At 73.9% G+C, this 23151-nt stretch carries 17 protein-coding genes; 3 read left to right on the plus strand and 14 right to left on the minus strand.

What is annotated here, in order from left to right:
• Window positions 1–26: 26 nt before the first annotated feature.
• The 9 genes from ACIBW6_RS17860 to xylB all read right to left on the minus strand — a co-directional run bounded on the left by ACIBW6_RS17860 (window position 27) and on the right by xylB (window position 12825).
• The gene (locus ACIBW6_RS17860; protein WP_399060510.1) at window positions 27–509 is read right to left on the minus strand and encodes a poly-gamma-glutamate biosynthesis protein PgsC/CapC; all 483 of its coding nucleotides are present in this window, start codon (window positions 507–509) and stop codon (window positions 27–29) included.
• Window positions 506–2059 (minus strand): poly-gamma-glutamate synthase PgsB, encoded by a 1554-nt coding sequence (gene pgsB / locus ACIBW6_RS17865; RefSeq protein ID WP_399060513.1) that lies wholly within the window; start codon window positions 2057–2059, stop codon window positions 506–508. The genes ACIBW6_RS17860 and pgsB overlap by 4 nt, the downstream gene beginning before the upstream one ends.
• A 16-nt stretch (window positions 2060–2075) precedes the next feature.
• Window positions 2076–4292 carry a HAMP domain-containing protein gene (locus ACIBW6_RS17870; RefSeq protein ID WP_399060515.1) on the minus strand — a complete coding sequence of 739 codons (2217 nt, stop codon included), beginning with the start codon at window positions 4290–4292 and terminating at the stop codon, window positions 2076–2078.
• Between the two features lie 291 nt (window positions 4293–4583).
• On the minus strand, window positions 4584–5900 hold the full coding sequence (locus ACIBW6_RS17875; RefSeq protein WP_399060517.1) for an alpha/beta hydrolase family protein: 1317 nt from the start codon (window positions 5898–5900) through the stop codon (window positions 4584–4586).
• A gap of 242 nt (window positions 5901–6142) precedes the next feature.
• On the minus strand, window positions 6143–7666 hold the full coding sequence (locus ACIBW6_RS17880) for an aldehyde dehydrogenase family protein (RefSeq protein ID WP_399060519.1): 1524 nt from the start codon (window positions 7664–7666) through the stop codon (window positions 6143–6145).
• A gap of 75 nt (window positions 7667–7741) precedes the next feature.
• A complete protein-coding gene (locus tag ACIBW6_RS17885) occupies window positions 7742–9004 on the minus strand; it encodes a GAF domain-containing protein (RefSeq protein ID WP_399060521.1) in 1263 nt (420 codons plus the stop codon).
• A 238-nt stretch (window positions 9005–9242) separates the two neighbouring features.
• Window positions 9243–9848: an N-acetylmuramoyl-L-alanine amidase gene (locus ACIBW6_RS17890; RefSeq protein ID WP_399060523.1), complete on the minus strand. Its 606-nt coding sequence runs from the start codon at window positions 9846–9848 to the stop codon at window positions 9243–9245.
• 274 nt (window positions 9849–10122) lie between these two features.
• On the minus strand, window positions 10123–11316 hold the full coding sequence (locus tag ACIBW6_RS17895; protein ID WP_399060524.1) for an ROK family protein: 1194 nt from the start codon (window positions 11314–11316) through the stop codon (window positions 10123–10125).
• Between the two features lie 72 nt (window positions 11317–11388).
• Window positions 11389–12825 carry a xylulokinase gene (gene xylB, locus ACIBW6_RS17900; RefSeq protein WP_399060526.1) on the minus strand — a complete coding sequence of 479 codons (1437 nt, stop codon included), beginning with the start codon at window positions 12823–12825 and terminating at the stop codon, window positions 11389–11391.
• Between the two features lie 206 nt (window positions 12826–13031).
• Between xylB and xylA the strand changes: the two genes are divergently transcribed.
• The 3 genes from xylA (at window position 13032) to ACIBW6_RS17915 (ending at window position 16048) form a co-directional block, all read left to right on the plus strand.
• Entirely contained in the window at window positions 13032–14198 is a 1167-nt protein-coding gene (gene xylA / locus ACIBW6_RS17905; protein ID WP_399060528.1) for a xylose isomerase, read from the plus strand.
• A 75-nt stretch (window positions 14199–14273) separates the two neighbouring features.
• Window positions 14274–14741 (plus strand): hypothetical protein, encoded by a 468-nt coding sequence (locus tag ACIBW6_RS17910; RefSeq protein WP_399060530.1) that lies wholly within the window; start codon window positions 14274–14276, stop codon window positions 14739–14741.
• 197 nt (window positions 14742–14938) lie between these two features.
• On the plus strand, window positions 14939–16048 hold the full coding sequence (locus ACIBW6_RS17915) for a substrate-binding domain-containing protein (RefSeq protein ID WP_399060532.1): 1110 nt from the start codon (window positions 14939–14941) through the stop codon (window positions 16046–16048).
• On the opposite strand, the gene ACIBW6_RS17920 is transcribed toward ACIBW6_RS17915, so the two are convergent.
• The 5 genes from ACIBW6_RS17920 to ACIBW6_RS17940 form a co-directional block, all read right to left on the minus strand.
• Window positions 16029–18521 carry a polysaccharide lyase 8 family protein gene (locus ACIBW6_RS17920; RefSeq protein WP_399060534.1) on the minus strand — a complete coding sequence of 831 codons (2493 nt, stop codon included), beginning with the start codon at window positions 18519–18521 and terminating at the stop codon, window positions 16029–16031. The genes ACIBW6_RS17915 and ACIBW6_RS17920 overlap by 20 nt on opposite strands.
• Window positions 18522–18647: 126 nt before the next feature.
• Window positions 18648–20042 carry an NADP-dependent succinic semialdehyde dehydrogenase gene (locus ACIBW6_RS17925; protein WP_399060536.1) on the minus strand — a complete coding sequence of 465 codons (1395 nt, stop codon included), beginning with the start codon at window positions 20040–20042 and terminating at the stop codon, window positions 18648–18650.
• A gap of 120 nt (window positions 20043–20162) precedes the next feature.
• Entirely contained in the window at window positions 20163–20639 is a 477-nt protein-coding gene (locus ACIBW6_RS17930; RefSeq protein ID WP_399060538.1) for an NUDIX domain-containing protein, read from the minus strand.
• Between the two features lie 98 nt (window positions 20640–20737).
• Complete coding sequence (locus ACIBW6_RS17935) at window positions 20738–21265, minus strand: GAF domain-containing protein (protein ID WP_399060540.1); 528 nt, start codon at window positions 21263–21265, stop codon at window positions 20738–20740.
• Window positions 21266–21414: 149 nt separating this feature from the next.
• Window positions 21415–22944, minus strand: coding sequence for an MFS transporter (locus ACIBW6_RS17940; protein WP_399060543.1), 1530 nt, complete (start codon window positions 22942–22944; stop codon window positions 21415–21417).
• Window positions 22945–23151 lie beyond the last annotated feature (207 nt).

The following is a 23151-nucleotide window of genomic DNA, read 5'->3' on the forward strand; positions in this document are numbered from 1 at the left end:
ACTGTGAGGTGAGTGGGGTGAACGGGTCAGCCGGTCGGCAGGGCGCCGATCAACAGACCGGCGACGAGCACCACGTAGGTGGCCAGGGTCACCGCGGTGGTCGAGATGACCGTGGCCGCCAGCGGCTGGCGGGCCATCTGGTAGGAGACCAGGCCCGGGACGATGAAACCAAGGGTCTGTGACGTGTACAGCAGCGGGAACTCGTGGTTGAGCGCGAGCATCACGGTGGTCTGCATCAGCACCGCGCACAGCACGACGGCGGCGAACAGCCGTTTGCCGTAGAGGATCACCGTGCGCTGCACCAGCTTCATCAGGAAGTACGTGCCCACCGCCACGACGACCATCAGCCCCGCCATCCGCACATCGGTGACGAGGGTGAGGGCGATCCAGCCCGGGGTGATCATGCCCCCCGGGCTCAGGTTGGTGGTCAGGTAGCAGACGAGCGAGAAGACCAGCCCGAGGGCGATCCCCAGTGCGGCGGTCTGTGCGTTGAGATTGGCGGGGATCACGGGTTCCTCGTGAACTGGTAAGGATCGTAGGACTGGTGGGCGTGGACCGCGTTGTCGGCGTTCTCGGTGTTCTCGGCGTTTACGGTGTTCTCGGTGTTTACGGCGTTCTCGGGATTGGCGGCGTCATCCACGTGGCCGGCGGTCTTCCGGTCCTCGGGCCGGCCCCGGCGTTCGGCGGCCCGGCGGGCGAGGTCGCGCTGCTCCGGGATGCGGAAGGTGAACGTCGGTGTCTCCAGCGGCGCCACCCAGCTGTACGGCTCCGGCTCGGGCGGCCGGGCCACCGAGAGCCGCTGCCGGGGCAGGGCGATCTGCATGGTCTCCTGGTCCAGTCCGTCGCCGTCGGGAACGACGTCGAACAGGTCCTCGGACTCGTCCACGGGCAGTTCGGCGAGGCGCTCCAGGAACAGCTCGCCCTGGCCGTGGATGTTGCCGATCGCCACCAGCGAGGAGTCCGGGCCGAGTTCCGCGAGGATCGCCGCCGTCACCTCCCCGGGGTCCCGGCGGTCGCCACCGAGGTCCACCACGCGTCCGGTGAAGCCGGCCGGGATCGCGTCGCGGGCGCTCTTGGTCGGGTGACCGATCAGGAACACCGTCTCGGCGCCCAGGTCCGGGACGATCGCGCCCATCTGGCCGTTGCGCTCCACCCGGTCCGGGCGGCAGTTGATGACCACGCCGATCGGCCGCCTGATCGCGCCCAGGTCCTCCAGCTGCTTGACGTTCATGAGCGTCGACTCGGGGTCGTTGGCCGCGAAGACGTTGGCGAACCGCAGCCGCTTGCCCTCGTCGGTGACGTAGCGCTCCACGGACAGCACGCCCGGGTCGGGCGGCGCGTCCCACATGCCCTGCATCGCCGTCTGCCGGTCCACGCCCAGCAGTTCGGCCACGGCGAGCGCGATCGCCACGTTCTCCTTGAAGGTGAACCAGCTGAAGCCGCGCAGTTCGGCGTCGGACACCGACTCCGGATCGACCGCGATCAGCCGGCAGTTCCGCTTGTCGGCCTCCTCCTGCAGGATGTGCAGCCGGTCCTTCTCCGCCGTCACACACACCCCGCCCACCGGCATCGAGCGGGAGAGCGAGCGGGCGACGTCGTCCAGCGTCGGCCCCATCTCCTCCAGATGGTCCTCGCGGACGTTGCACAGCACGCCGATCGTGGAGCGGATCAGCTTCTCCTGGTTGATCTCCTGCAAGGCGGGCATCACCGCCATGCACTCGATCACCAGCGCGTCCGGCCGGTAGGTCGCCGCCCGCCGAACGATGCCGATCTGCTCGACGACGTTCGCGATGCCGAACTTGCGGTACACCGGCTCCTCGGTGGCGTCCGGGTGGATGAACCGCGCCGCGGTGCCGGTGGTCTTGGCCACCGTGACCAGGTCGCCGCCGCGCAGCGCGCCGGCGCACAGCCGGGTGATGGAACTCTTGCCGCGGATGCCGTTGACCAGCACCCGCGTGGGTATCTGCTCCAGCGAGGCGAAGTGCCGCCGCTGCTCAAGGATCCCGGCTGTCCACAGCGCGGTGCAGCAGAGCAGGACGATGACATAGAGGAAGAGCACGCCGATTTCCGTCCTTCTACCGCTGGAGGGTGTTCTCGCGCAGGGGCCGGGCGGGCCCGGCGGCCCGGCCGGCTCTGGCCGCACGGTCCTGTTCCGCCAGGACCTGGCGCACCAGCTCCAGGTTGCGGGTGACCGAGCCGATCTCGTCGTGGTTGACCGGGTGCAGCACCGTGCGGCGGTCCCCGCCGGCGAGCCGCTCGGCGAGCACGGCGACCGCGCGCAGCGGCCGGACCACCACGACGTGCAGCCAGCCCAGGCCCGCCGCGCTCACGGCGAGGCCGAGGATGCCCGCGAGCATGGTGCGCTGCTCGGCCTGGACCGCGGGGATCTGCAGGGCCGCCGCGGGCTCCGCCGTCACCACGTGCCAGCCGAGGCCGGCCGTCGGGCCGGTCTGCGCCAGCGGCGCGGCCGCGTCGACCGACGGGCCGGAGGACGTGCTGTGCACCGCGGACGTGGCGGTGCCCGGGGTCCCCGGGGCGCCCTTGGTGGCGCGCGCGAGACGGGTCAGGCCGGACGCGGGCAGCGACTGGAAGGCGCGGTAGCCCACGCTCGCCGCGAGGACCCGGTCGTCGCGGTCCGTCACCCAGACACTGCCCAGCTTGGGCCTGGGCAGCAGGGAGTTGAGCGCCTTCACGTCGATCTCACCGAACAGCACCACCCCGGCCGCCGGGGTCTGGCCCCGGCCGGCCCGGACCTGCGCGTAGGCGGCGATCGACGGGATCGGTCCCGAGGCGTTGACCGTGGTGATCCCACCGCCGTCGGGCACATGGACGAGGGTGCGCAGCGGGGTGTCGCCCACCCGCAGCGTGATGCCGCCCGAGCGGTCCAGGAGGTACAGCGAGCGGTACTGCCTGTGGTCGGCGAGGGACGCGCGCAGGATCTCGGCCTGGGCGTCCCGGCTGCGTCCCGGCAGGCTCGCGGCGGCCTCCTTCAGGTCGGTGTACGACCGGTCGAGGGACTGCCGGACGCGGTTCGTCGCGATCTCGGTGCGCGCCTGCTGGTCGGCGAGGACCGCGGCGGGGACCGCGGTCGCGGTGTCCGCCCGGTTCAGCATGAAGATCATCGGCACGGACCAGCAGGCCACCACCACCACACCGGCCACGGCCAGCGCCCGGTAGCCCGGCCCGCGCCGGGCCGGGAACTCCTGCGGGCCGCTCTCGCCGAGCAGTTGCCGGCGCAGCGATTCCAGTGCCCGCCCGACCCGGGCCAGCTCCCCGAAGCCGTGCACCGGCACCGGCCGGGACAGCTCCGCCGAAGCGGCCGGCCCGGCACCGGTCGCGCCCCGGGCCAGCCGGCCGGCGGACAGATACACCCGCAGCAGAGGCCGTTGGAAGGAGAAGCGCAACGCAAGGCCGAGCACCAGCGCGACCAGGGCCAGCGCCCCGGCCGCCCGCAGCGCGAAGTCCCCGTAGTTGGCGGCGGCGGCGGTGGTCGTGGTGGACGCCGCGCGGGAGCTGAGCACCACCAGACCGAGGCCGTCGGTCTCGCCCGGGCCGGTCGCCGAGGCGACCTGGGCCCAGCCGGCCACGGTGCGCCGGTCGCCGGTGGCGGCGCCCAGCAGGCTTCCCGAGGCGTCGGTACCGCGCCCCGACGCGTGCGCCGCGCGCGCCGCCTCCGCGGGCAGATCGCCGTGTGCCGCGGCCGGGGAGGCCGTGCCGCGGACCACGGTGGCGAGCGACGTGCCGCTCGCGTCCAGCACCTCGGCGGTGCGCCCGTCGCCGTACGCCGTCAGGGCGGGGAGCGGCTCGCAGACCACGAGCAGCCACTGCCGGTCGGGCCGGTCCGGGTCCTGCGCGGGCAGGGTGACCTCGGCGAAGTACAGCAGCTGCCGGGTGCCGGCCGACGTCACCAGCCGGGGCGGGATCTTCCCGTCCCCGGCCGCCGTCTTCGCGATGTCCACCCCGGCCAGCGGCACGGTCTTGCCGCCGGTCGCCAGCAGTCTCCCGGTGCGCGCGTCGAGCAGCGCACGGCCGAAGGGGCCCGGCGTGGCAGAGGTCAGGGCCTTGAGCGCGGTCGTGGGCGTCGAGGTGCTCGTGGCCGGGTACGCGTCGGCCTTGCGGCGCAACCCACCCGCCTCGGCGTCGATCGAGGTGCGCAGGGACAGCGCGGTGTCCGCGGCGATCTGCTGCTCCCCGTTGAGGACGGCCTGCGGGACGCCCGCGGTGTGGATGCCTTCAAGGCCGATCACGGTCAGGGCGGCGACCATCAGCAGAAGGACGACGACTGAGGCCACCGGCGGGCGTATCCCGCCGAGCATCGGCATGTCGGCGCGGCGGCGGGTGCGGTGCCGGCGCGGCGCCCGGGGTGCGGAGGACAGGGCAGCGGTCCTTCCTCGAATCGGCGCCGAGCGCTCAATTGTTCGACAAAGCCCACATCGTAGCGTCTTGCGATCACGTGACCATCACATTTAGGCCCTGAGTGGCGTACGTGACACAAATCGCTGCGCGGCGGCGGCCCGTCGGCGCCGCCGCCGCACGCGCCGAAGGGCGGACCCGGGTGCGGTCCGGCCCTTCGGGCAACCGTTTCAGCGGACGAAGGAGATCTCCGGGTACGCGCTGTTGGGCTTGTCGAGCAGGGTGCTGTGCTTCTTGCGCAGCTCCTGGTCGAAGAAGGCGGCGAGGTAGTCACGCTGGACCTTCGCCGCCCGGGCCGGGGCGATCGTGCCGTACTGCTGCTGGATCGCCGACTTGGAGATCCCGAGCAGGGGCGCCCACTGCGGCACCAGGTACTCGTTGTCGCTGAACGACAGGTGTGCCGCGCCGGCCAGCTTGATGTCGACCCGGTAACCCTTCAGGTGCGACCACATCGTGCGCCACGTGCTGTCGGTGTCGCGGTTGTGGCCGGCGGAGCTGAACAGCATGTAGGGGCGGTCCAGGTCCTTGCTCGGCGCGGTCCCGAAGTACTGGCCGTCCAGGTTGGCACCGGCGTCGATCCGCTTGTCGAGCTGCATGGAGTCCGTGACCGCGGCGCCCCCCAGCGACCAGCCGAACATCCCGATCCGGGAGGTGTCCACCGACTTCGTCAGCCCTGAGGGGAGCTTCGCGTGGCCGGCGTCCGGATTTCCCCCGGTGCTGATCGTGGTGAGGGAGTTGATCACGAACTTCATGTCCGCCGCACGTACCTTGAGCGTGTCCCTGGAGTGGGCGCCCGCCGGCATCTTGTTGAGCTCAAGCCGGCTGCCGGGGAACTGCACCTCGTTGGCGTCATGGGTGTGATCGACGGTGACGACGAGGTAGCCGCGGCTGGCGAGGTCCTGGGCGAGCGTGGTGCCCATCGCGCGGTCCGAGTGCAGCCCGGTCGAGTACAGCAGGACGGGCAGCTTGCCGAGGCTGGTCTTCACCGGGGCGAGGACGTGACCCGCGGTCGTCGGCACCGACACCTGCTGCGTCGACAGCCCGCGCCCGGCGAGGAAGTGGGCGCCGGCGATCGACGACAGCCACGGCGCCTGGTAGTGCCCGGACGTGGCGGTGGCCGGATACCAGAGCGTGACCATCAGCTCGCGGGACTTGCTGCCGGGTACGTACGGGTCCGGACGGGATTTGTCGACGAGGTGCAGACCGACCATGCCCACGCTGTGCTGGCCGCTCGGCGCGGGAATGGTGAGCCGCTGCGGGGACGCGGCCGTGCGGGCGGACCGGAGCGCCTCGGGCTGCGCGAACTTGTGGTGCTGCGGGCCCTCGTCGTTCTCGGGCGCCCAGGGCGTGGCCGGGTCCGGCTGGTCGGCCGGGGGACCGGTGGGCGCGGGCTTGTCGGACGACTTCCCGGCGGCCATCGCCGGCGTCGTCGCCATGGCCAGCGCGATGGCCAGCGCCCCCGCCGGACCAGCCGCTTTGGCGATCACTCTGTGACGGTGGCGCGGGCGGCGGTGCTTCATGAAACCCCCTCCTGGGTCAGCGATCACGGAACACGCGATCGACTGTCGATTACCGTACCGCCGCGAGGGCGGACGGATTCGACCGCCCTGGGAACCCGCCCCGGCGAACTCCCGTCCGGCGCCGCGCACCACCGCCACGAGCGCCGGCCCGCACGCCTCCTCGCCTGCGCTTCCCTCGCCCCCGGCCCGGGTGCACCCGGCTCGGAGCTTTAGAAGAAGCCGAGCTTCTTCGGGCTGTACGACACCAGAAGGTTCTTCGTCTGCTGGTAGTGCTCCAGCATCATCTTGTGGTTCTCCCGGCCGATCCCCGACTGCTTGTAACCGCCGAACGCCGCGTGCGCCGGGTACGCGTGGTAGCAGTTCGTCCAGACGCGGCCCGCCTGGATCGCGCGGCCCGCGCGGTAGGCCGTGTTCATGTCGCGGGTCCAGACGCCGGCGCCGAGGCCGTACAGGCTGTCGTTGGCGATCTTGACGGCGTCGTCGAAGTCGGTGAAGGAGGCGACCGAGACGACCGGGCCGAAGATCTCCTCCTGGAAGATCCGCATGCGGTTGGAGCCCTCGAAGATGGTGGGCTGGACGTAGTAGCCGCCCGCCAACTCGCCGTCGTGCTCGACGCGTTGCCCGCCGGTCAGGACCTTCGCGCCCTCCTGCTGGCCGATGTCCAGGTACGAGAGGATCTTCTGGAGCTGGTCGTTGGAGGCCTGGGCGCCGATCATCGTGTCGGTGTCGAGGGGGTGGCCGGGCACGATGGCCTCGGTGCGGGCGATCGCCGCGTCGAGGAACTCGCTGTAGTGGCCCTGCTGGATCAGCGCGCGCGACGGGCAGGTGCAGACCTCGCCCTGGTTGAGGGCGAACATCGTGAAGCCCTCAAGCGCTTTGTCGCGGAAGGCGTCGTCCTGGGCCCAGACGTCGTCGAAGAAGAGGTTGGGGGACTTGCCGCCGAGTTCGAGGGTGACGGGCTTGATGTTCTCCGAGGCGTACTGCATGATCAGCCGGCCCGTCGTCGTCTCGCCCGTGAAGGCGACCTTCGCGACCCGGGGGCTGGAGGCCAGCGGCTTGCCCGCCTCGACGCCGAAGCCGTTGACGATGTTGACGACGCCCGGCGGGATCAGGTCCGCGATCAGGCTCATCCAGAGGTGGATCGACGCGGGCGTCTGCTCGGCGGGCTTGAGGACCACCGCGTTCCCGGCCGCGAGGGCGGGCGCCAGCTTCCATGTCGCCATCAGGATCGGGAAGTTCCAGGGGATGATCTGCGCGACGACGCCGAGCGGCTCGTGGAAGTGGTACGCGACCGTGTCGTCGTCGAGCTCCGAGAGGCTGCCCTCCTGGGCGCGGACGGCGCCCGCGAAGTAGCGGAAGTGGTCGATGGCCAGGGGGATGTCGGCGGCCAGCGTCTCGCGGACCGGCTTGCCGTTCTCCCAGCTCTCGGCGACGGCGAGCTCTTCGAGGTGCTGCTCCATGCGGTCGGCGATCTTCCACAGCACGTCGGCGCGGGCCCCCGCGGAGGTGCGGCCCCAGGCGGGCGCGGCGCCGTGCGCGGCGTCGAGGGCGCGCTCGACGTCCTCGGCGGTGCCCCGGGCGACCTCGGTGAACGGCTGCCCGTTGACCGGACTCGGGTTCTCGAAGTACTGGCCACGGGCCGGCGGGACGTACTCGCCGCCGATGAAGTGGTCGTAGCGGGCCTGGTAGGAGACGAGGGAGCCCTGCGTGCCGGGCGCGGAATAACGGGTCATCGTGGCTGGCCTCCTGTGCGGGCCGCCCGCCGTCGGGCAGCCGTCGCCGGGAGGCTAGGCACCGGGACGTTGCGGCTACGTTGCGTACGGCGCGCGCTGCTCCTCGTCGAGCGCGGCGAGCCGGGCCAGGACCGGCGGGGTGGGCCGCGCCGCGGCGAGCGCCTGCCAGACGCCGAGGTCGTCCTCGCCCCAGGGTGCGTGCGCCCAGTCCGCGAGCAGGTCCGGATCGCCGCGCGCCACGAGCGCCGCGCGCAGCCCGTCGGCGAGCCTGCGCCGGATCCGCACGACCGCCGGGGCCTGGGAGCCGGGGAGCAGCGGACCGGCGTACGCGGCCGCCGCCGCCGTCACCGCGCCCGAGCCGAGCCGCCGCTCGACCGTCGTCAGGTCCGCGTCGACCGGGACCGCGAGACGGTAGGGACGCGAGACCAGCACACCGGGCCCCAGCACCCGCCGCAGCCGGGCCAGTTCGGCCCGCAGCGTCACCGGTGTGACCGACTCGTCCTCGTACAGGCAGCACAGCAGTTCGTCGCCGGTCAGGCCCTCCGGGTGGCGGGCGAGGAGGACGAGCAGCTCGCTGTGGCGGCGGCTGAGGCGGACTTTCTCCCCGGCGCCGGTGAGCAGCAGCGCCTCGTCGCGGCCGAGCGCGCACAGCCGCAGCCGGGGGCCGGCCGCCGGGCCGGGGGCGAGCAGCGCCAGCTGGGACTCGGCGGCCCGCGCCACCGCCTGGACGAACGCCAGGCTGTGCGGGTGCGCGAGCCCGTCCCCGCCGGTGATGTCGACCGCGCCGAGCAGCCGCCCCGAGTGCGGGTCGTGCACGGGGGCCGCGGCGCAGGTCCACGGCTGCACCCGCCGGGTGAAGTGCTCGGCGGCGAAGACCTGTACGGCCCGGTCCACGGCGACCGCGGTGCCCGGCGCGTTCGTCCCGACCGCCGACTCCGACCAGCGGGCGCCCGGCACGAAGTTCATGGCGCCCGCCTGCCGCCGGGTGGCCGCATGCCCCTCGACCCACAGCAGCCGGCCCTGCGCGTCGCAGACGGCGAGGAGATGCTCCCCGTCCGTCGCGAAGGTGCCCATCAACTCGCGGAACAACGGCATCACGCGGGCCAGGGGATGCTCCGCGCGGTAGGCCGCGAGGTCGCCGTCGGTCAGCTCGACCGCCGCCGCCGCGTCCGGACTGACGTGCGCGCCCGCCGAGCGGCGCCAGGACGCGGCGACGACCGGGCGCACCGGGTCGGCGACGGTGCCCGCCTCGGTGAACCGGTCGTGGGCGCGGCGCACCGCCCGGACCCGCTCACAGGGATCGGCGCCCGGCTCCAGGGCGACCCAGGGATCGGTCACGTCGGCCTCCAGGACGGCGATGCGGTGGGGACATCGTCGCCCCGGAGGTGCCGGCCGACAAGGCGCGCGGCACGGATCGCCCGAGGTGGCACATGCCGCTCCGGCCTGAGGGGGCCGGGAGGAGCGCGGCGGGGGAGCGTGCCGAGGGGAGCGCGGCCGGGGAGCCGATCGAGGGGAGCGCGGCCGGGGAGCCGGTCGAGAGAGCGCGCCGGGGGGTGCTGGGATGCGCCGGGTGGGGTCAGGCGAAGTTGACCATCTTGATGTAGCGCGACCAGTCCCAGTACGGGCCCGGGTCGGTGTGATCGGTTCCCGGCACCTCGATGTGGCCGAGGATGTGCGCGCGGTCCATCGGGATGCCGTACCGCGCGCAGACCGACGCGGTCAGGGCCGCGGACTTCTCGTACATGGCGTCGGTGAAGTACTCCGGCTTGTCGACCCAGCCCTCGTGCTCGATGCCGATGCTGCGCGTGTTGTAGTCCCAGTTCCCCGCGTGCCAGGCCACGTCCTTCTCGCGCACGCACTGCGCGATGTGCCCGTCGGAGGAGCGCACGAGGTAGTGGATGGAGACCTGCTTGGCCGGGTTCTGGAAGATCTTGACGGCGTCCGCGTACGTCTCCTGCGTGACGTGGATGATGACGCGGTCGACGCGGTAGGACGTCGGCCGGTTCGACACCGTGTAGTTGGAGGGGGTGGCGGGGACGGACTCGGCCCCCGGGTAGTCGACCGCGGCCGCCTGGGCGCCGGCCCGGCCCGCGGGCAGCAGCACCCCCGGTACGGCGGCCAGCGCACCGGCCTGGAGGAGCCGGCGGCGGCTGGGGTGGGGGAGGTGTCTTGCGCGGTCCATGACGATCCTGCCTCTCTGACGTACAGCGTGACGAAGGGCGTCGGACGGTGGGGGGAACCGGGGTGAGCGCCGGCACGCGCTCAACTCGCGGGGCGCCGGACGGGAGGTGCGGTGCCCCACCCGCCTCACGGTACGGGCCCCGCCGGGCGGCGCGGAAGAGGACGCGGCGCACCTGTTGACAACTCGCCTGTTGTGCACAACCGCACGTCAGAGGTCCGAACCTCTGGCATCCGGCGCGGCGCCCACCCACGGCGTGGCCCCGCGTCGGCGCGCGTCACGCCCCCGGCGCCACTCCCATCGGATCGTCGAGCACGCCACGCACCACGGAGTGCGCCGCACCGAGCAGGGGGCCGTCCGGGCCGAGTCGGGAGACGGCGACCCCGTCCGCCGGCGTGGCGGTGCGGCGCGTCAACTCCCGCTCCAGGGAGGGGAGCAGCCAGGGCGCGAGGCGCGAGAGCGCGCCGCCCAGGACCACCGCGCGCGGGTCGAGCAGGTTCACCGCGCCGGTCAGCGCGATGCCCAGCGCCGTGCCCGCGCCGCGCAGCGCCCGGCGGGTGTCCGCGTCGCCGGCCGCCGCCCGCTCGGCGAGCAGGCTGACCCGGTCGGCGCCCGGCGCGACACCCGCCGCCCGCAGCACCGCCTCCTCGCCCGCGTACTGCTCCAGGCAGCCGCGTCCCCCGCAGGGGCAGGCCGGGCCCTCCGGGCGGACCGGCACATGGCCCAGCTCCCCGGCGAACCCGCGCGTGCCGCGCAAGAGGTGGCCGTCGACGACGAGGGCCGCGCCGATGCCGATCTCCGCCGACACGTGCAGGAAGTCCGCGGGGGCGTCGGCGGCGAGCCAGAGTTCGGCGAGCGCGCCGAAGTTCGCCTCGTTGTCGACGCGCAGCGGCATGCCGCCGGGCAGCAGCCCGGCCAGGTCCGTGTCGTGCCAGTCCAGGTTCGGGGCGCGTACGACGGTGTGGGTGCCGCGCGCCACCAGGCCGGGGACCGCGACGGCGAGCCCCGCGGGCCGCAGTCCCGCGGCGGCGGCCTCCTCGGTGACCTGCCGCACCAGCGCTGCGAGATCGGTCAGGACGGGCAGCGGCGCGCGTCCCCGGTTGCCGGTCCGCAGCTCGGCGCGGGCCCGCACCTCGCCGCGCAGGTCCACCGCGCACACGGCGAGATGGTCGACACCCACCTCCGCGCCGAGCCCGGCCGGGCCCCGGCCGCTGACCGCGAGCGCGGAGCCGGGCCTGCCGACGCCGCCGGGCCGCTGCGGCCCCAGCTCCTCCAGCAGACCGGCCCGGATCAACTCGTCGACGAGCGTGGAGACGGCGGCCCGGGTCAGCCCGATGTGCCCCGCCACCGCGGCCCGGGAGAGCGGGCCCTCGGCGGCGACCGCGTACATCACGCGGGACAGGTTGCGGCGGCGCATGCCCTGCTGGGTGTCGGGCGTCCCCGGACGGGACCGGTGCAGTGGTGCGGTCATGCGGTCATGCTCCCAGGACGTGCGCGCGGCGACGCGCGCAGGTCGGCCGCCCCTCCCCGGCGACTTCGCCCGTCACGCCCCCTCCAGCAAGGAGGACGCCCCCGCCAGTACCCCCGAGATCCGCTCCAGCGTCGCCTCGTCCCGCGGGACGGGGTCCAGGACGGGGCCGCGGGCGGTCTCCCAGCGGCGGGCGACGGCCGCCGGGTCCTCGCCGGTGAGCAGGCCCGCGGCCTGGGCGGCGGCGCCCAGCGCCACCAGTTCGCGGGCCTCGGGGACCTGGACCGGGCGGCCCGACAGGCGGCGCACCGTCTGCTGCCAGGCCGTGCCGCGCGCGCCGCCGCCGATCAGCAGCAGGGGAGCGGACCGGTCGGCGTCCTCGTCCAGGACGTGGTCGAGCGCCCCGAGCAGCGCGTGCACCGCCCCGTCGTACGCCGCCTGGAGCAGCTGCCCGCCCGTCGTGTCGTGCCGCAGCCCGGTCAGCAGGCCGGAGGCGTGCGGCAGGTCCGGGGTCCGCTCGCCGTCCAGGTAGGGCAGGATCGTGGCGGTGCCGCCCCCTTCGACGGCCTCGCGGTCCCGGCCGAGCAGCGTGGCGATCCGGTCCACCGCGAGCGTGCAGTTCAGGGTGCAGGCGAGCGGCAGCCAGTCACCGTGGGCCGCGGCGAACCCGGCGACGGTGCCGCTCGGGTCCGTGGGCCGGCGCCGCGACAGGGCGTACACCGTGCCCGAGGTGCCCAGGCTCAGCACGGGCGTGCCGGGCAGCAGTCCGAGGCCGAGCGCGGCGGCCGCGTTGTCCCCGGTGCCCGCGGCCACCAAAGTGCCTTCGGAGAAAGGGAGTTCACCCGCGCCCGCATGGACCGTGCCGGCGACCTCGCCGGGGCCGACCACCCTCGGCAGCAGCGCCGGGTCGAGGCCGACGCGGGCGAGGACGTCCTCGTCGTAGGCCTCGGTCGCCGACGCCCACCAGCCGGTGCCGGACGCGTCGCCGCGGTCCGTCGTGCCCGCGCCGGTGAGGCGTTGCGTCAGGTAGTCGTGCGGCAGCCGCACCGCCGCGGTCGCCCGGACGGCCTCCGGCTCGTGCTCGGCCAGCCACGCCCACTTCGCGACCGTGAACGAGGCGCCCGGCACGCTGCCGAACCGCTCGGCCCACACCTTCGCCCCGCCCAGCTCGTCGACGAGGCGCCGGGCCTGCGGCGCGGAGCGCACGTCGTTCCAGAGCAGCGCCGGGCGCACCGGGCGGCCGGCCGCGTCGAGCGTGACGAGCCCGTGCTGCTGCCCGCCGACCGAGACGGCCGCGGCCCGGCGCGCCGCGTCACCGCACTGGTCGAGCGCCGAGCGCAGCGCGGTGTACCACTCCTCGGGGTCGCTCTCCCGGCCGGCGCCCGAGGTCACCGTGTGCGGGGCCTGCCCGCTCGCCACGACCGCGCCCGTGGCGGCGTCGACGACCAGGGCCTTCGTGGACTGCGTGGAACTGTCCACCCCGACGACGAAGGGACCATCGGCAGCTGACATGCGGCTCTCCTGAATCTCCGGCGGTCCCGGGGCGGGACGAGGCAGGACGGGTGCGGGACGGGTGCGGGCCCGGGCAGGCCGGAAAAGGCCGGATCCGGGCCGCCTCTTCCCAGCGGCGTGCCTGCATACTAATTTGTAAAGCGCCATGACGAAATAGGCGGGCGGCACGACATTGCCATGTCCGCGTACGGCGAGGGAGCCGCAAGATGACGTACCAGCCCACCCCCGAGGACAAGTTCAGCTTCGGCCTGTGGACCGTCGGCTGGCAGGGACGCGACCCGTTCGGCGACGCGACCCGGCCCGCGCTCGACCCGGTCGAGTCCGTGCGGCGCCTCAGCGAGCTCGGCGCGTACGGCGTCACGTTCCACGACGACGACCTGATCCCCTTCGGATCCTCCGACACCGAGCGCGAGTCCCACGTCAAGCGCTTCCGGCAGGCCCTGGACGCCGCGGGCATGGTCGTGCCGATGGCCACGACGAACCTCTTCACCCACCCGGTCTTCAAGGACGGCGGCTTCACCGCCAACGACCGCGACGTGCGCCGCTACGCGCTGCGCAAGGTCATCCGCAACATCGACCTCGCCGCCGAACTCGGCGCGAAGACGTACGTCGCGTGGGGCGGCCGCGAGGGCGCCGAGTCCGGCGGCGCCAAGGACGTGCGCGCCGCCCTCGACCGGATGAAGGAGGCCTTCGACCTCCTCGGCGCATACGTGGTCGAGCAGGGCTACGACCTCAAGTTCGCCATCGAGCCCAAGCCGAACGAGCCGCGCGGCGACATCCTGCTGCCCACCGTCGGGCACGCCCTCGCGTTCATCGAGCGCCTGGAGCGCCCGGAGATGTACGGCGTCAACCCGGAGGTCGGCCACGAGCAGATGGCGGGCCTCAACTTCCCGCACGGCATCGCCCAGGCCCTGTGGGCGGGCAAGCTCTTCCACATCGACCTCAACGGCCAGCACGGCACCCGCTACGACCAGGACCTGCGCTTCGGCGCCGGTGACCTGCGCGCCGCGTTCTGGCTCGTCGACCTGCTGGAGAGCGCCGGCTACGAGGGCCCCCGGCACTTCGACTTCAAGCCGCCGCGCACCGAGGACTTCGACGGCGTCTGGGAGTCGGCCGCGGGCTGCATGCGCAACTACCTGATCCTCAAGGACCGCGCGGCCGCCTTCCGCGCCGACCCCGAGGTGCAGGAGGCGCTGCGCGCGTCCCGCCTGGACGAGCTGACGCAGCCGACGGCCGCCGACGGGGTCGCCGCGCTCCTCGCGGACAAGAGCGCGTACGAGGAGTTCGACGTCGACGCCGCCGCCGAGCGCGGGATGGCCTTCGAGCGCCTGGACCAGCTCGCGATGGACCACCTGCTCGCCGCGCGCGGCTGACCGACGGTCCGGTGGCGGGGCGGCACATCGGGTCAGGGGGTCGCGCGGCGGCCCCTGGGCCGGGACCCTGGGGGCATGTCCCTGCCTCCGCCCGTGCCTCCGCCGCCCCCGCAGCAGCCGCCCCCGCCGCCCGGTGACGGGCCGCCCTGGAGCGGCGGGTTCGGCCCGCCGCCCGGCGGGCCCTACGGCGCTCCGCCGCCCCAGGAGCCCCGGCGCCCCGGGAGGCGCCCGTACCTGTGGCTCGCCGTACTGGTCGCCGCCGTGGTGATCGTCGCCGTCGTCGTGATCGTGGCGACGCGCTCCTCGGACGGTGACGACAAGCCCTCGCCGGACGGGAGCAGCCGTCCCGCCGCACCGTCGCCGTCGCTGAGCCTGCCGAGCGAGCTGCCCAGCGGCCTGCCGAGCGAACTGCCCTCCGCGCTGCCGAGCGAACTGCCGTCCCGGCTCCCGACGGGGCTCCCGACCGACCTGCCCAGCGAGCTTCCCAGCGGCCTGCTGCCCAGCGACATCGAGTCCCTGCTCCCCGAGGGGGCCACCCCCTGAGCGGCCCCGGGCACGGCAGTTGACGCGGCGCCCGCGCACCGGACGCCCGCATCGCGCCGTCCACCGGGATCGTTCTGAGCGCGGACGATCGATACGATGATGCGCCTGCCGGGGACGGCCGGCGGAGCAACCAGGAGAAACCAGGGGCAACCAGGGGCAACCAGGGGCAACCTGGAGCAACGGGGAGGGCCGGACACATGCGGCTGCACGTCGACCGGCGCCACACGCGCGTCCTGGAACTGCTGCGCGAGCGCGGCACCCTGCGCGTCGCCGACCTCGCCCGCGAACTGGACGTCTCCCCGGTCACCCTGCGCCGCGACGTCGAGGCCCTCGCCGCCCAGGGCCGCCTCGAACGGCTGCACGGCGCGGTGGTCTGGCCCGGCGAGAGCGCCGAACTCCCGGGCCCGAAACCGCGGCCGGCCGCGGGGGCGGTGATCGGCATGGTGGTGCCGACCACCGAGTACTACTACGCGGAAGTGGTGCGCGGCGCGCGGGAGGCCGTCGAGGAGCGCGGCGCCCGCCTCGTCGTCGGCCTGTCGCGGTACCTGCCGGGCGAGGACTCCGCGCAGGTCGAGCGGTTGCTCGCGGCGGGCGCCGACGGCCTGCTCCTGACCCCCAGCTGGGAGCGGGGCGTGCCGGGCCCGGGGGAGGGGCTGCGGATCACCGAGCGGCCCGTGCCGACGGTCCTGGTGGAACGCTCGGCACCGCTCGGGCACCCGGCCGCCGCCCTCGACCGGGTCCGCTCCGACCACGCCCACGGCGCCGCCGAGGCCGTCCGGCACCTGGCCGCGCTCGGCCACCGCACCCTCGTCCTGGCGGCCCAGGAGTCGCCCACCACCGCGCAGTTGCGGCGCGGCTTCGAGGCGGCGGTGGCGGCCCTCGGGCTGCGCGCCGTCCCCGGACCGGCCCCGGCGCACGAGCCCGCCGCCACCGAGACCGAGCGGTTCGAGCGGACCTTCGCCTTCCTGCGCGCGGCCGTCGCGGAGCACGGGGCGAGCGCCGCGATCCTGCACAGCGACGCCGACGCGATCGTCCTCGTGCCCCGGCTGCGCGCCCACGGCGTCCGGGTACCCGAGGACCTCTCCGTGATCACCTACGACGACGAGATCGCCGCGCTCGCCGACCTGCCGCTGACCGCGGTCGCCCCGGCCAAGCGGACCGTGGGCCGGCGCGCCGCCGAACTGCTGCTGACCCGGCTCGCGGGAGCGGCGGAGGCTCCCGGGCCGGGTCACCACATCGACGTGCTCCCGGAGTTGCGGGTGCGCGCCTCGTGCGCCGCGCCCCCGCTCACCCGAGCCGGACGGTGACCTTCTGGGTGACGCCGCCCGTCGCGCCCAGGTCGCCGAAGGTGAGCCGCAGCTCCCGCCCCGGCTCGGCCGCCACGACCGACCCCGGCTTGGCCGTCACCGACCGCACCCGGCGCCGCCAGACCAGCGTCGCGGCCCGGACCGCGCGGTTCGGGTCGCTCACCGACACCGTCGCCGTGCCGTCGCGCCGCTCCCGCACCTGGACGACCAGCGGCGCGTCGACCGTCAGCGCACCGACCGTCCCGGCCTCCCAGAACGTCACCCCGGTGAAGCCCAGCGACGGCACCCGAACACCCTGCCGCGCCCCGGAGTTGACGTCGACGGCCAGCCAGTGGCTGTCCAGGGCCCTGGCCGCCGTGCGCAGTTCGCTCGCCCCCGGCAGCAGCATGTAGGCGTACGAGGCGTCCGCCGGGTCGGTGCCGTGGTCCGCGAGCAGGGTCGCGTACCGGCGCGTCACCGGGTCGTCCGAACCACCGCCGTTGATGCTCTTCCAGGTGCCCGTGCGCTCCTCGCGCAGCGCGGTCAGGGACGTACCTCCGGGGAAGACGTAACCGCCGTGGCCCGCGACGTGGGCCCACCGGGCGTGCGGGAACACCGCGTTCCAGGGGTGACGCACCGGCTGCGGGCGCCCGTCGACCGTCAGGCGCGCCGTCCCCTTCGCCCCCAGGTTGCGGCTGTCGACGACGCTCTCGACCCCGGCGCCGTCGGTGCTGGTGATGCCCGCGCCCAGGCACACCACCGCGTCGTCGAGGAAGAACCAGGACTTCTTGGCCCGCAGCGTCGACGACAGGCCCCGCACGTCCTGGGCGAGCACCCCGTACGTGCCGTCCGTCGCACCGCCCACCCAGGTGGTGGCGGGCCGCGCCGCGCCCCACGCGCCGCCCTCGGCGTCCGCGAGCGGCTTGCGCGAGACCGTCGTGCCGGGCAGCCGGTAGGGGTCCACGGTCGGCCAGAAGCCGTCGCTGTACTGGCCGCCGCCGGCGCTGTCGCCCTCGGCCCACCACGAGAGGAGCCCCGAACCGGTGTGCCAGCCGCGGACGTTCTCGCCGTTGCCGGTCTCGTAGAAGGTGATCGCCTTCGAGGACATCGCCACCGAGGCCGTGAACCGCTTGCTGCGGTGCGTCGCCCGCGCCATCGCAGGGAAGACGCGGTGGCCGACCGGTTCGGCGGCCGGCTTCACGGCGGCGTCGCCCAGCAGGGCCGTGACCCGGGACAGGGCGGCGACCCCGAGCGTGCGGCCGGTCGTCACGTCGCTGTAGCGGTCGCGCGTGTACCAGCCCTTGGCCAGCGCCCGCCAGCGCGCGTTCTCCGCGGCGCTCGCCCCCTGCCCCAGCAGCAGGATCGACGCGATGACCGCATGCCCCCGCAGGTGGTCGTCCTGCTGGATCCTGAGCGGGTCGGTGGCGACCAGGCCGCGGCTGATCGCCCGCCCGGAGACGTTGTCGATCATCAGGCCGTCGTGCAGGAACGGCGCGTACGCGTCCTCCACCGAGTCCAGGAAGATCTGCCGCCCGCTGTCGGTGATCGCCCACGTGGAGCCGCCGAGCAGCGCGAAGAGCTTGCTCAGGCCGTCGATGAGGACCGCGCCGTAGGAGCCGGTGTAGGGCACGTACGTGTGCTGGATCAGCGAGCCGTCCGCGTACAGGCCGTCGCCCGAGGTGACGTACGGGAAGACCGGCGCGACGGCGTCCCGCGCCAGCGCGACCTTGGCCGCGGTGCCGTCGAGGATGCCGCGCAGCGCGAGGACGCGGCACAGGTCGATGCGGTTGGCGCCGGTGCTGGTGCCCGTGTACGAGGCGACCAGCGAGTCCGGCACGAAGTGGTCGACCGCCGCGACGGCGGCGGCCAGTTGCGCGGGGCTCAGGTGCTCGTACATCAGGATCGCGATGTCGAGGAGCCGCTGCGGGGCGCCGATCTGGAAGTTGTACCAGTTCCCGTACGGGGCCAGGGACGCGTTGTAGACCTGGGTGCCCATGTGGTCGACGGCGGTCAGGACGGCGGCCTTGAGGCTCTCGTCGCCGGTGAGGCCGGTGCCGGGCTGGCAGAACGCCTCCGCCATGGACCGGATGCGCTCATAGCTGGTCTGGATCCTCTCGGAGTAGCCGTAGGACTCGGTGTCCGTGTCGGGGTCCGGGTCGCCGAAGACCGCGTCCGGCCAGAGCGAGCCGTCGGCCGGGGCCATGGTGTCGCGCCAGGCCGTCGCCTGGGTGCCGAGCGTGGCGAGCTTGGACCGGAAGGGTTCGGCGGTCGGGCTGAACCCCTCGCCCAGGCACAGGGCCCGCCACTTCGCCCGCAGGGTGGCGAACTCGTCGTCCGCCGCGGCCGTCCCGGTCGGCGCCGCCCCGGCCGCGGCGGACGCCTGGTGGGGGAGGCCGACGGCGAGAGCGGCCCCGGCGGCCGCGGTCGAGGCGAGGAAGCCGCGCCGCGACCACGGCGCGGCGGGGGACGGGGAGGCGGGCGTCTGTGAGGTCATGGAAGAACTCCGGATGCTGGAGGGCCGCGGGGGAGTAAGCGGTTTCTAGCACCCGGAGTTTCAAACGCTCAAGAGGAGCGACCAAGTTGAGCGTTTCGATCGTTCGCCAGGGAGTTCGCCTGTGGCTCAGGCGGCGACCCAGACGGTGGTGATGTTGCAGAACTCCTTGATCCCGTGGCCCGCGAGCTCGCGCCCGTACCCGGAGCGCTTCGCGCCGCCGAAGGGCAGCGCCGGGTGCGAGGCCGTCATGCCGTTGACGAAGACCCCGCCCGCCCCGCTGTCCCGGGCGAACCGCTCGATCTCGTCCTCGTCGCCGGTCCACAGGTTGGAACTCAGCCCGAACGGCGTGTCGTTGGCCACCGCGATCGCCTCGTCCAGGTCGGCGACCCGGTACAGCGTGGCGACCGGACCGAACGTCTCCTCGCGGTGGATGCGCATCTCGGGGCGGATGTCGGTGAGGACCGTCGGCTCGTAGAACCAGCCGCTCTGCGCGAGGTCCTTGGGCCGCTGCCCGCCGCAGAGCACGGTCGCGCCGGACTCGACGGCCTCGTCGACCAGCTCCTCCAGGTCCGTCCTGCCCTGCTCGCTGGCGAGCGGGCCGACGTCCGTCGACTCGTCGAGCGGGTCGCCCACCTTCAGCGCCCGCATCCCCTCGACGAAGGCGTCCCGGAACTCGGTGAAGACGTCCTCGTGCACGATGAACCGCTTGGCCGCGATGCACGACTGGCCGTTGTTCTGCACCCGGGCCGTCACCGCCGTCTTCGCGGCCTTGGCGACGTCCGCCGACGGCATCACCACGTACGGGTCGCTGCCGCCCAGTTCCAGGACCGTCTTCTTCACCTCGTCCCCGGCGATCGCGGCGACCGAGCGCCCGGCCGGCTCGCTGCCGGTGAGGGTCGCCGCCGCCACCCGCTCGTCGCGCAGGATGGCCTCGATCTCGCCCGAGCCGACCAGGAGCGTCTGGAAGCAGCCCTCGGGGAAACCGGCCCGGCGGAACAGGTCCTCGAGGTAGAGCGCGGTCTGCGGGACGTTCGACGCGTGCTTGAGCAGACCGACGTTCCCGGCCATCAGGGCGGGCGCCGCGAACCGGACGACCTGCCACAACGGGAAGTTCCACGGCATCACCGCGAGGACCACGCCCAGCGGCCGGTAGCGCACGTGCGCCCGCGCGGCCCCGGAGTCCTTCACGTCCGCTTCCGCGGGGTGCTCGTCGGCCAGCAGGTGCTGCGCGTTCTCCGCGTACCAGCGCATCGCCTTCGCGCACTTCGCCGCCTCGGCGCGCGCCGCCGCGATCGGCTTGCCCATCTCCGTCGTCATGACGCGGGCGATGTCCGGGGTGTCCGCGTCCAGCAGGTCTGCGGCCTGCTGGAGCAGCCGCGCCCGGTCGAAGAACGACGTCGTGCGGTACGAGTCGAACGTCCGGGCCGCCAGGGCCAGCTTCTCCTCGATGTCCTCGGCGGAGAGGGCGTCGTACGTCTTCACTGTCTCGCCGTTCGCGGGGTTGACCGTCGCGATGGGCATGGGGGCGACCTCCTGTGCACGGTTCCTTCGACCTTCCCGCGCGGCGCGGGGCGGCGCAACGCGGGGGGCTCCTCCGCGTACCCGGTCGCGACGGCCTGCAACCTGAGCGGCGAGGCGTGCTCAGAGCTGCGCGGCGAGCCGGTCCAGGAAGACGGCCTGTCCCTTCACCACAGCCACTCGTGCCGCGTCCAGGCCGAACCACGCGACGCGGTCCAGCTCGGGGAAGTCCGCCGTCCGGCCCGAGCCCCGCGGCCACTCCATGGTGAAGGTGCCCGGCACCATGTCCGCCGGGTCGAAGTCCGCCTCCAGGGCCCAGACGGTGACGTGCTTGCCGTTCGCCTGCACCGTCTCGCCCAGCGGCAGCGCGGTGCCCTCCGGCGGGGGCACCCCCAGCTCCTCCTGGAACTCGCGCCGCGCCGCGTCCCAGGGCGCCTCCTGCGGCGGGTACTCGCCCTTCGGGACGCTCCAGGCCCCCGCGTCCTTGCGCGCCCAGAACGGCCCGCCCATGTGCCCCAGCAGCACCTCGGGCCCGTCCGGCGTGCGGCGGAAGAGGAGCAGACCCGCGCTGCGTTTCGTTCGCTTCGTCCCGTCGGTCATGAGGACAGTCTCGGTGCAGGTGCCGGGGGTCCGCGAGTACGCGGGGCGGACGCGGTCCTGCGCGGCCCGCGCCGGGAGCGAGCGGCCCGCCGCCGGGGTCAGGAGAGGCCGCGGGGGAGCACGCCGAGGGCCGTCGCGTCCGCCAGGTGCTGGCCCAGGCGCAGTTGCAGCGCCCCCGGCGGGCCCGCCCGCTCCGACAGCAGGCTGAGCGAGCCGACCGCCCGGTCCGCCGTGCGCAGCGGCACCGCGACCACGCCCGCGAAACCCAGCGACCGCGCCATCGCCGTGTACGACGGCCAGTTCGCCCGCGCGTAGGGGTGCGCGAGGGGCACGCCGCGGATGGGCTGGGCCGAGGCGCGGCAGTCGGCGCCCGGCCCCTCGCCCCAGGACAGCGAGGCCCGCTCCAGGCGCAGCCCCCGGTCGTCCGACGCGGCCATGTCCACGCGCCCCGCGGGCGGCTTGAGCACCACCGACGCGCTGGGCACGCCGAGCAGCGCCGTGCAGCAGCCGACGAGCGCGGCCAGCGCCTGGGCGGAGCCGCGGACCGCGGCGTCCGCCACTTCGACGAAGGCCGTCGCGAGCTGTTCGCTGTCCACCTGATACGTCTCGTACGGCACACCGCGCATCGCCGGTCCCCCTGTTCCCCTGACGTCCCCCGTACCGGCACCGTCCGCCCGCCCGGCACGCGGCCGGACGGGCGGACTTTGCAGAAGGGGTATGCCCCCTGGGCGGACGCGCCGAACCGGGTCCCGCGCGCGGGGTCAGGGGCCGCCCGTCACATGGGCGCGGCCTCCCCGGTGGCCGCCGACTTCGGCACCCCGGGCCGGTACAGCACCAGCGTCACCACGAAGCCGACCGCGAAGAACAGCGCGGACCAGAAGAACGCGGTGGAGTAGCTCTCCATGGAGGCCTCCGCCTGCACCAGCGGCGAGGGCCGCTTGCCGACCAGGTAGTTGGTCGCGGCGGTGGTGGCCAGGGAGTTGAGCAGCGCCGTACCGATCGAACCGCCGACCTGCTGGCTGGTGTTCACCATCGCGGAGGCGACGCCCGCGTCGTGGTGGGCGACGCCGGCCGTGGCGAGGTTCATCGCGGTGGCGAAGACCAGACCGAGGCCGATACCGGCGACGAGCAGCGGCGGCAGCACGTGCGCCGCGTAGGTGCTGTGCAGATCGAGAGCGGTGAGCCAGCCCATGCCGCCGGCGGCCAGGGCCATGCCGAGCGGCACGATCGGTTTCGGCCCGAGCCGGGGCACCAGGTAGTTCGTCGTGACGACCGACGAGAAGACCATGCACGCCACCATGGGCAGGAACGCCACACCGGTGATCACCGGCGAGTACGCGAGGATCTGCTGCAAGTAGTACGTCAGGAACAGGAACACGCCGAACATGCCCGCACCGGAGATGAACATCGCGAGGTACGACGCCCCGCGGTCCCGGTCCAGGATCACGCGCATCGGCAGCAGCGGATGCGGCGCCCGCAGCTCCCACCAGGTGAACGCGGCCAGCAGCGCCACTCCGATGACGAGGAAGCCCCAGGTCAGCCAGTTGCCCCAGGAGTGCGTCTCGGCGTTCGAGAACCCGTAGACGATGCAGAACAGGCCGACGGAGACCAGGGCGGTGCCCGGCACGTCCAGTTCCGGCCGGTCGGTGGGCCGTCCGCCGTGCAGCAGCCGCACCCCGCCGACGATCGCCACCACGGCGAAGAGCAGGTTCACGTAAAGGCACCAGCGCCAGTCCAGGTACTCGGTGAGCACACCGCCGAGCAGCAGGCCCACCGCGCCGCCGGCGCCGGCGATGGCGCCGTAGATGCCGAACGCCTTGGCGCGTTCGCGCGGGTCCGTGAACGTCGTGGTCAGCAGCGACAGCGCAGCCGGCGCGAGCAGCGCGCCGAACACGCCCTGCAGGGCGCGGGCGAAGACCAGCATGCCGAAGCTGGTCGCGGCGCCGCCGAGCGCCGAGGCCGCCGCGAAGCCGACGAGCCCGGCGATGAAGACGGCCTTGCGGCCCACCAGGTCGGCGATGCGCCCGCCGAGCAGCAGCAGGCTGCCGAACGCGAGCGCGTACGCGGTCACGATCCACTGCCGGTTGCCGTCGCTGAAGCCGAGGTCCTTCTGGGCGGAGGGCAGGGCGATGTTCACGATGGTCGCGTCGAGGACGACCATCAGCTGGGCGATGCCGATGACGGCGAGGATCAGCCATCGGTGCTCGTGCTTCCCGCCGGTGTGCGGGGCCGAGCCGCCGTCGGGCGGTGTGGTCCGCACGCCGGGCTCGGGCGGCTCCGCGGCGGAGTCGGACGGGCGATCCATCGTGGCCTCCAGGCGTCCAGGTGCACCCCCCTGATCAAGTTCTCCACCACGCTAAGCGCCCCGCACGAGGACGGCGACCGGGGCGGAGAACGCCCTGTTCTCCGCCCCGGTCGCCCGCCCCCTGCCGTCCCCGAACCGTCCAGCTACCGCCCCCGACCCCGCACACCCCAACAGCTCGTCCACCCGCCCGGGGTCCACACCCCCGCG

The organism is Streptomyces sp. NPDC049813 (assembly GCF_044465085.1).
Taxonomy (GTDB): domain Bacteria; phylum Actinomycetota; class Actinomycetes; order Streptomycetales; family Streptomycetaceae; genus Streptomyces.

Excerpts from the sequence above, each read along its gene's own strand:
- xylB (WP_399060526.1), bottom strand. The coding sequence starts at position 12,825 with ATGTCAGCTGCCGATGGTCCCTTCGTCGTCGGGGTGGACAGTTCCACG.
- ACIBW6_RS17910 (WP_399060530.1), top strand. The coding sequence starts at position 14,274 with ATGTCCCTGCCTCCGCCCGTGCCTCCGCCGCCCCCGCAGCAGCCGCCC.
- ACIBW6_RS17880 (WP_399060519.1), bottom strand. The coding sequence starts at position 7,666 with ATGACCCGTTATTCCGCGCCCGGCACGCAGGGCTCCCTCGTCTCCTAC.
- ACIBW6_RS17930 (WP_399060538.1), bottom strand. The coding sequence starts at position 20,639 with ATGACCGACGGGACGAAGCGAACGAAACGCAGCGCGGGTCTGCTCCTC.
- ACIBW6_RS17935 (WP_399060540.1), bottom strand. The coding sequence starts at position 21,265 with ATGCGCGGTGTGCCGTACGAGACGTATCAGGTGGACAGCGAACAGCTC.
- ACIBW6_RS17915 (WP_399060532.1), top strand. The coding sequence starts at position 14,939 with ATGCGGCTGCACGTCGACCGGCGCCACACGCGCGTCCTGGAACTGCTG.
- xylA (WP_399060528.1), top strand. The coding sequence starts at position 13,032 with ATGACGTACCAGCCCACCCCCGAGGACAAGTTCAGCTTCGGCCTGTGG.
- ACIBW6_RS17940 (WP_399060543.1), bottom strand. The coding sequence starts at position 22,944 with ATGGATCGCCCGTCCGACTCCGCCGCGGAGCCGCCCGAGCCCGGCGTG.
- ACIBW6_RS17925 (WP_399060536.1), bottom strand. The coding sequence starts at position 20,042 with ATGCCCATCGCGACGGTCAACCCCGCGAACGGCGAGACAGTGAAGACG.
- ACIBW6_RS17920 (WP_399060534.1), bottom strand. The coding sequence starts at position 18,521 with ATGACCTCACAGACGCCCGCCTCCCCGTCCCCCGCCGCGCCGTGGTCG.
- ACIBW6_RS17895 (WP_399060524.1), bottom strand. The coding sequence starts at position 11,316 with ATGACCGCACCACTGCACCGGTCCCGTCCGGGGACGCCCGACACCCAG.
- ACIBW6_RS17890 (WP_399060523.1), bottom strand. The coding sequence starts at position 9,848 with ATGGACCGCGCAAGACACCTCCCCCACCCCAGCCGCCGCCGGCTCCTC.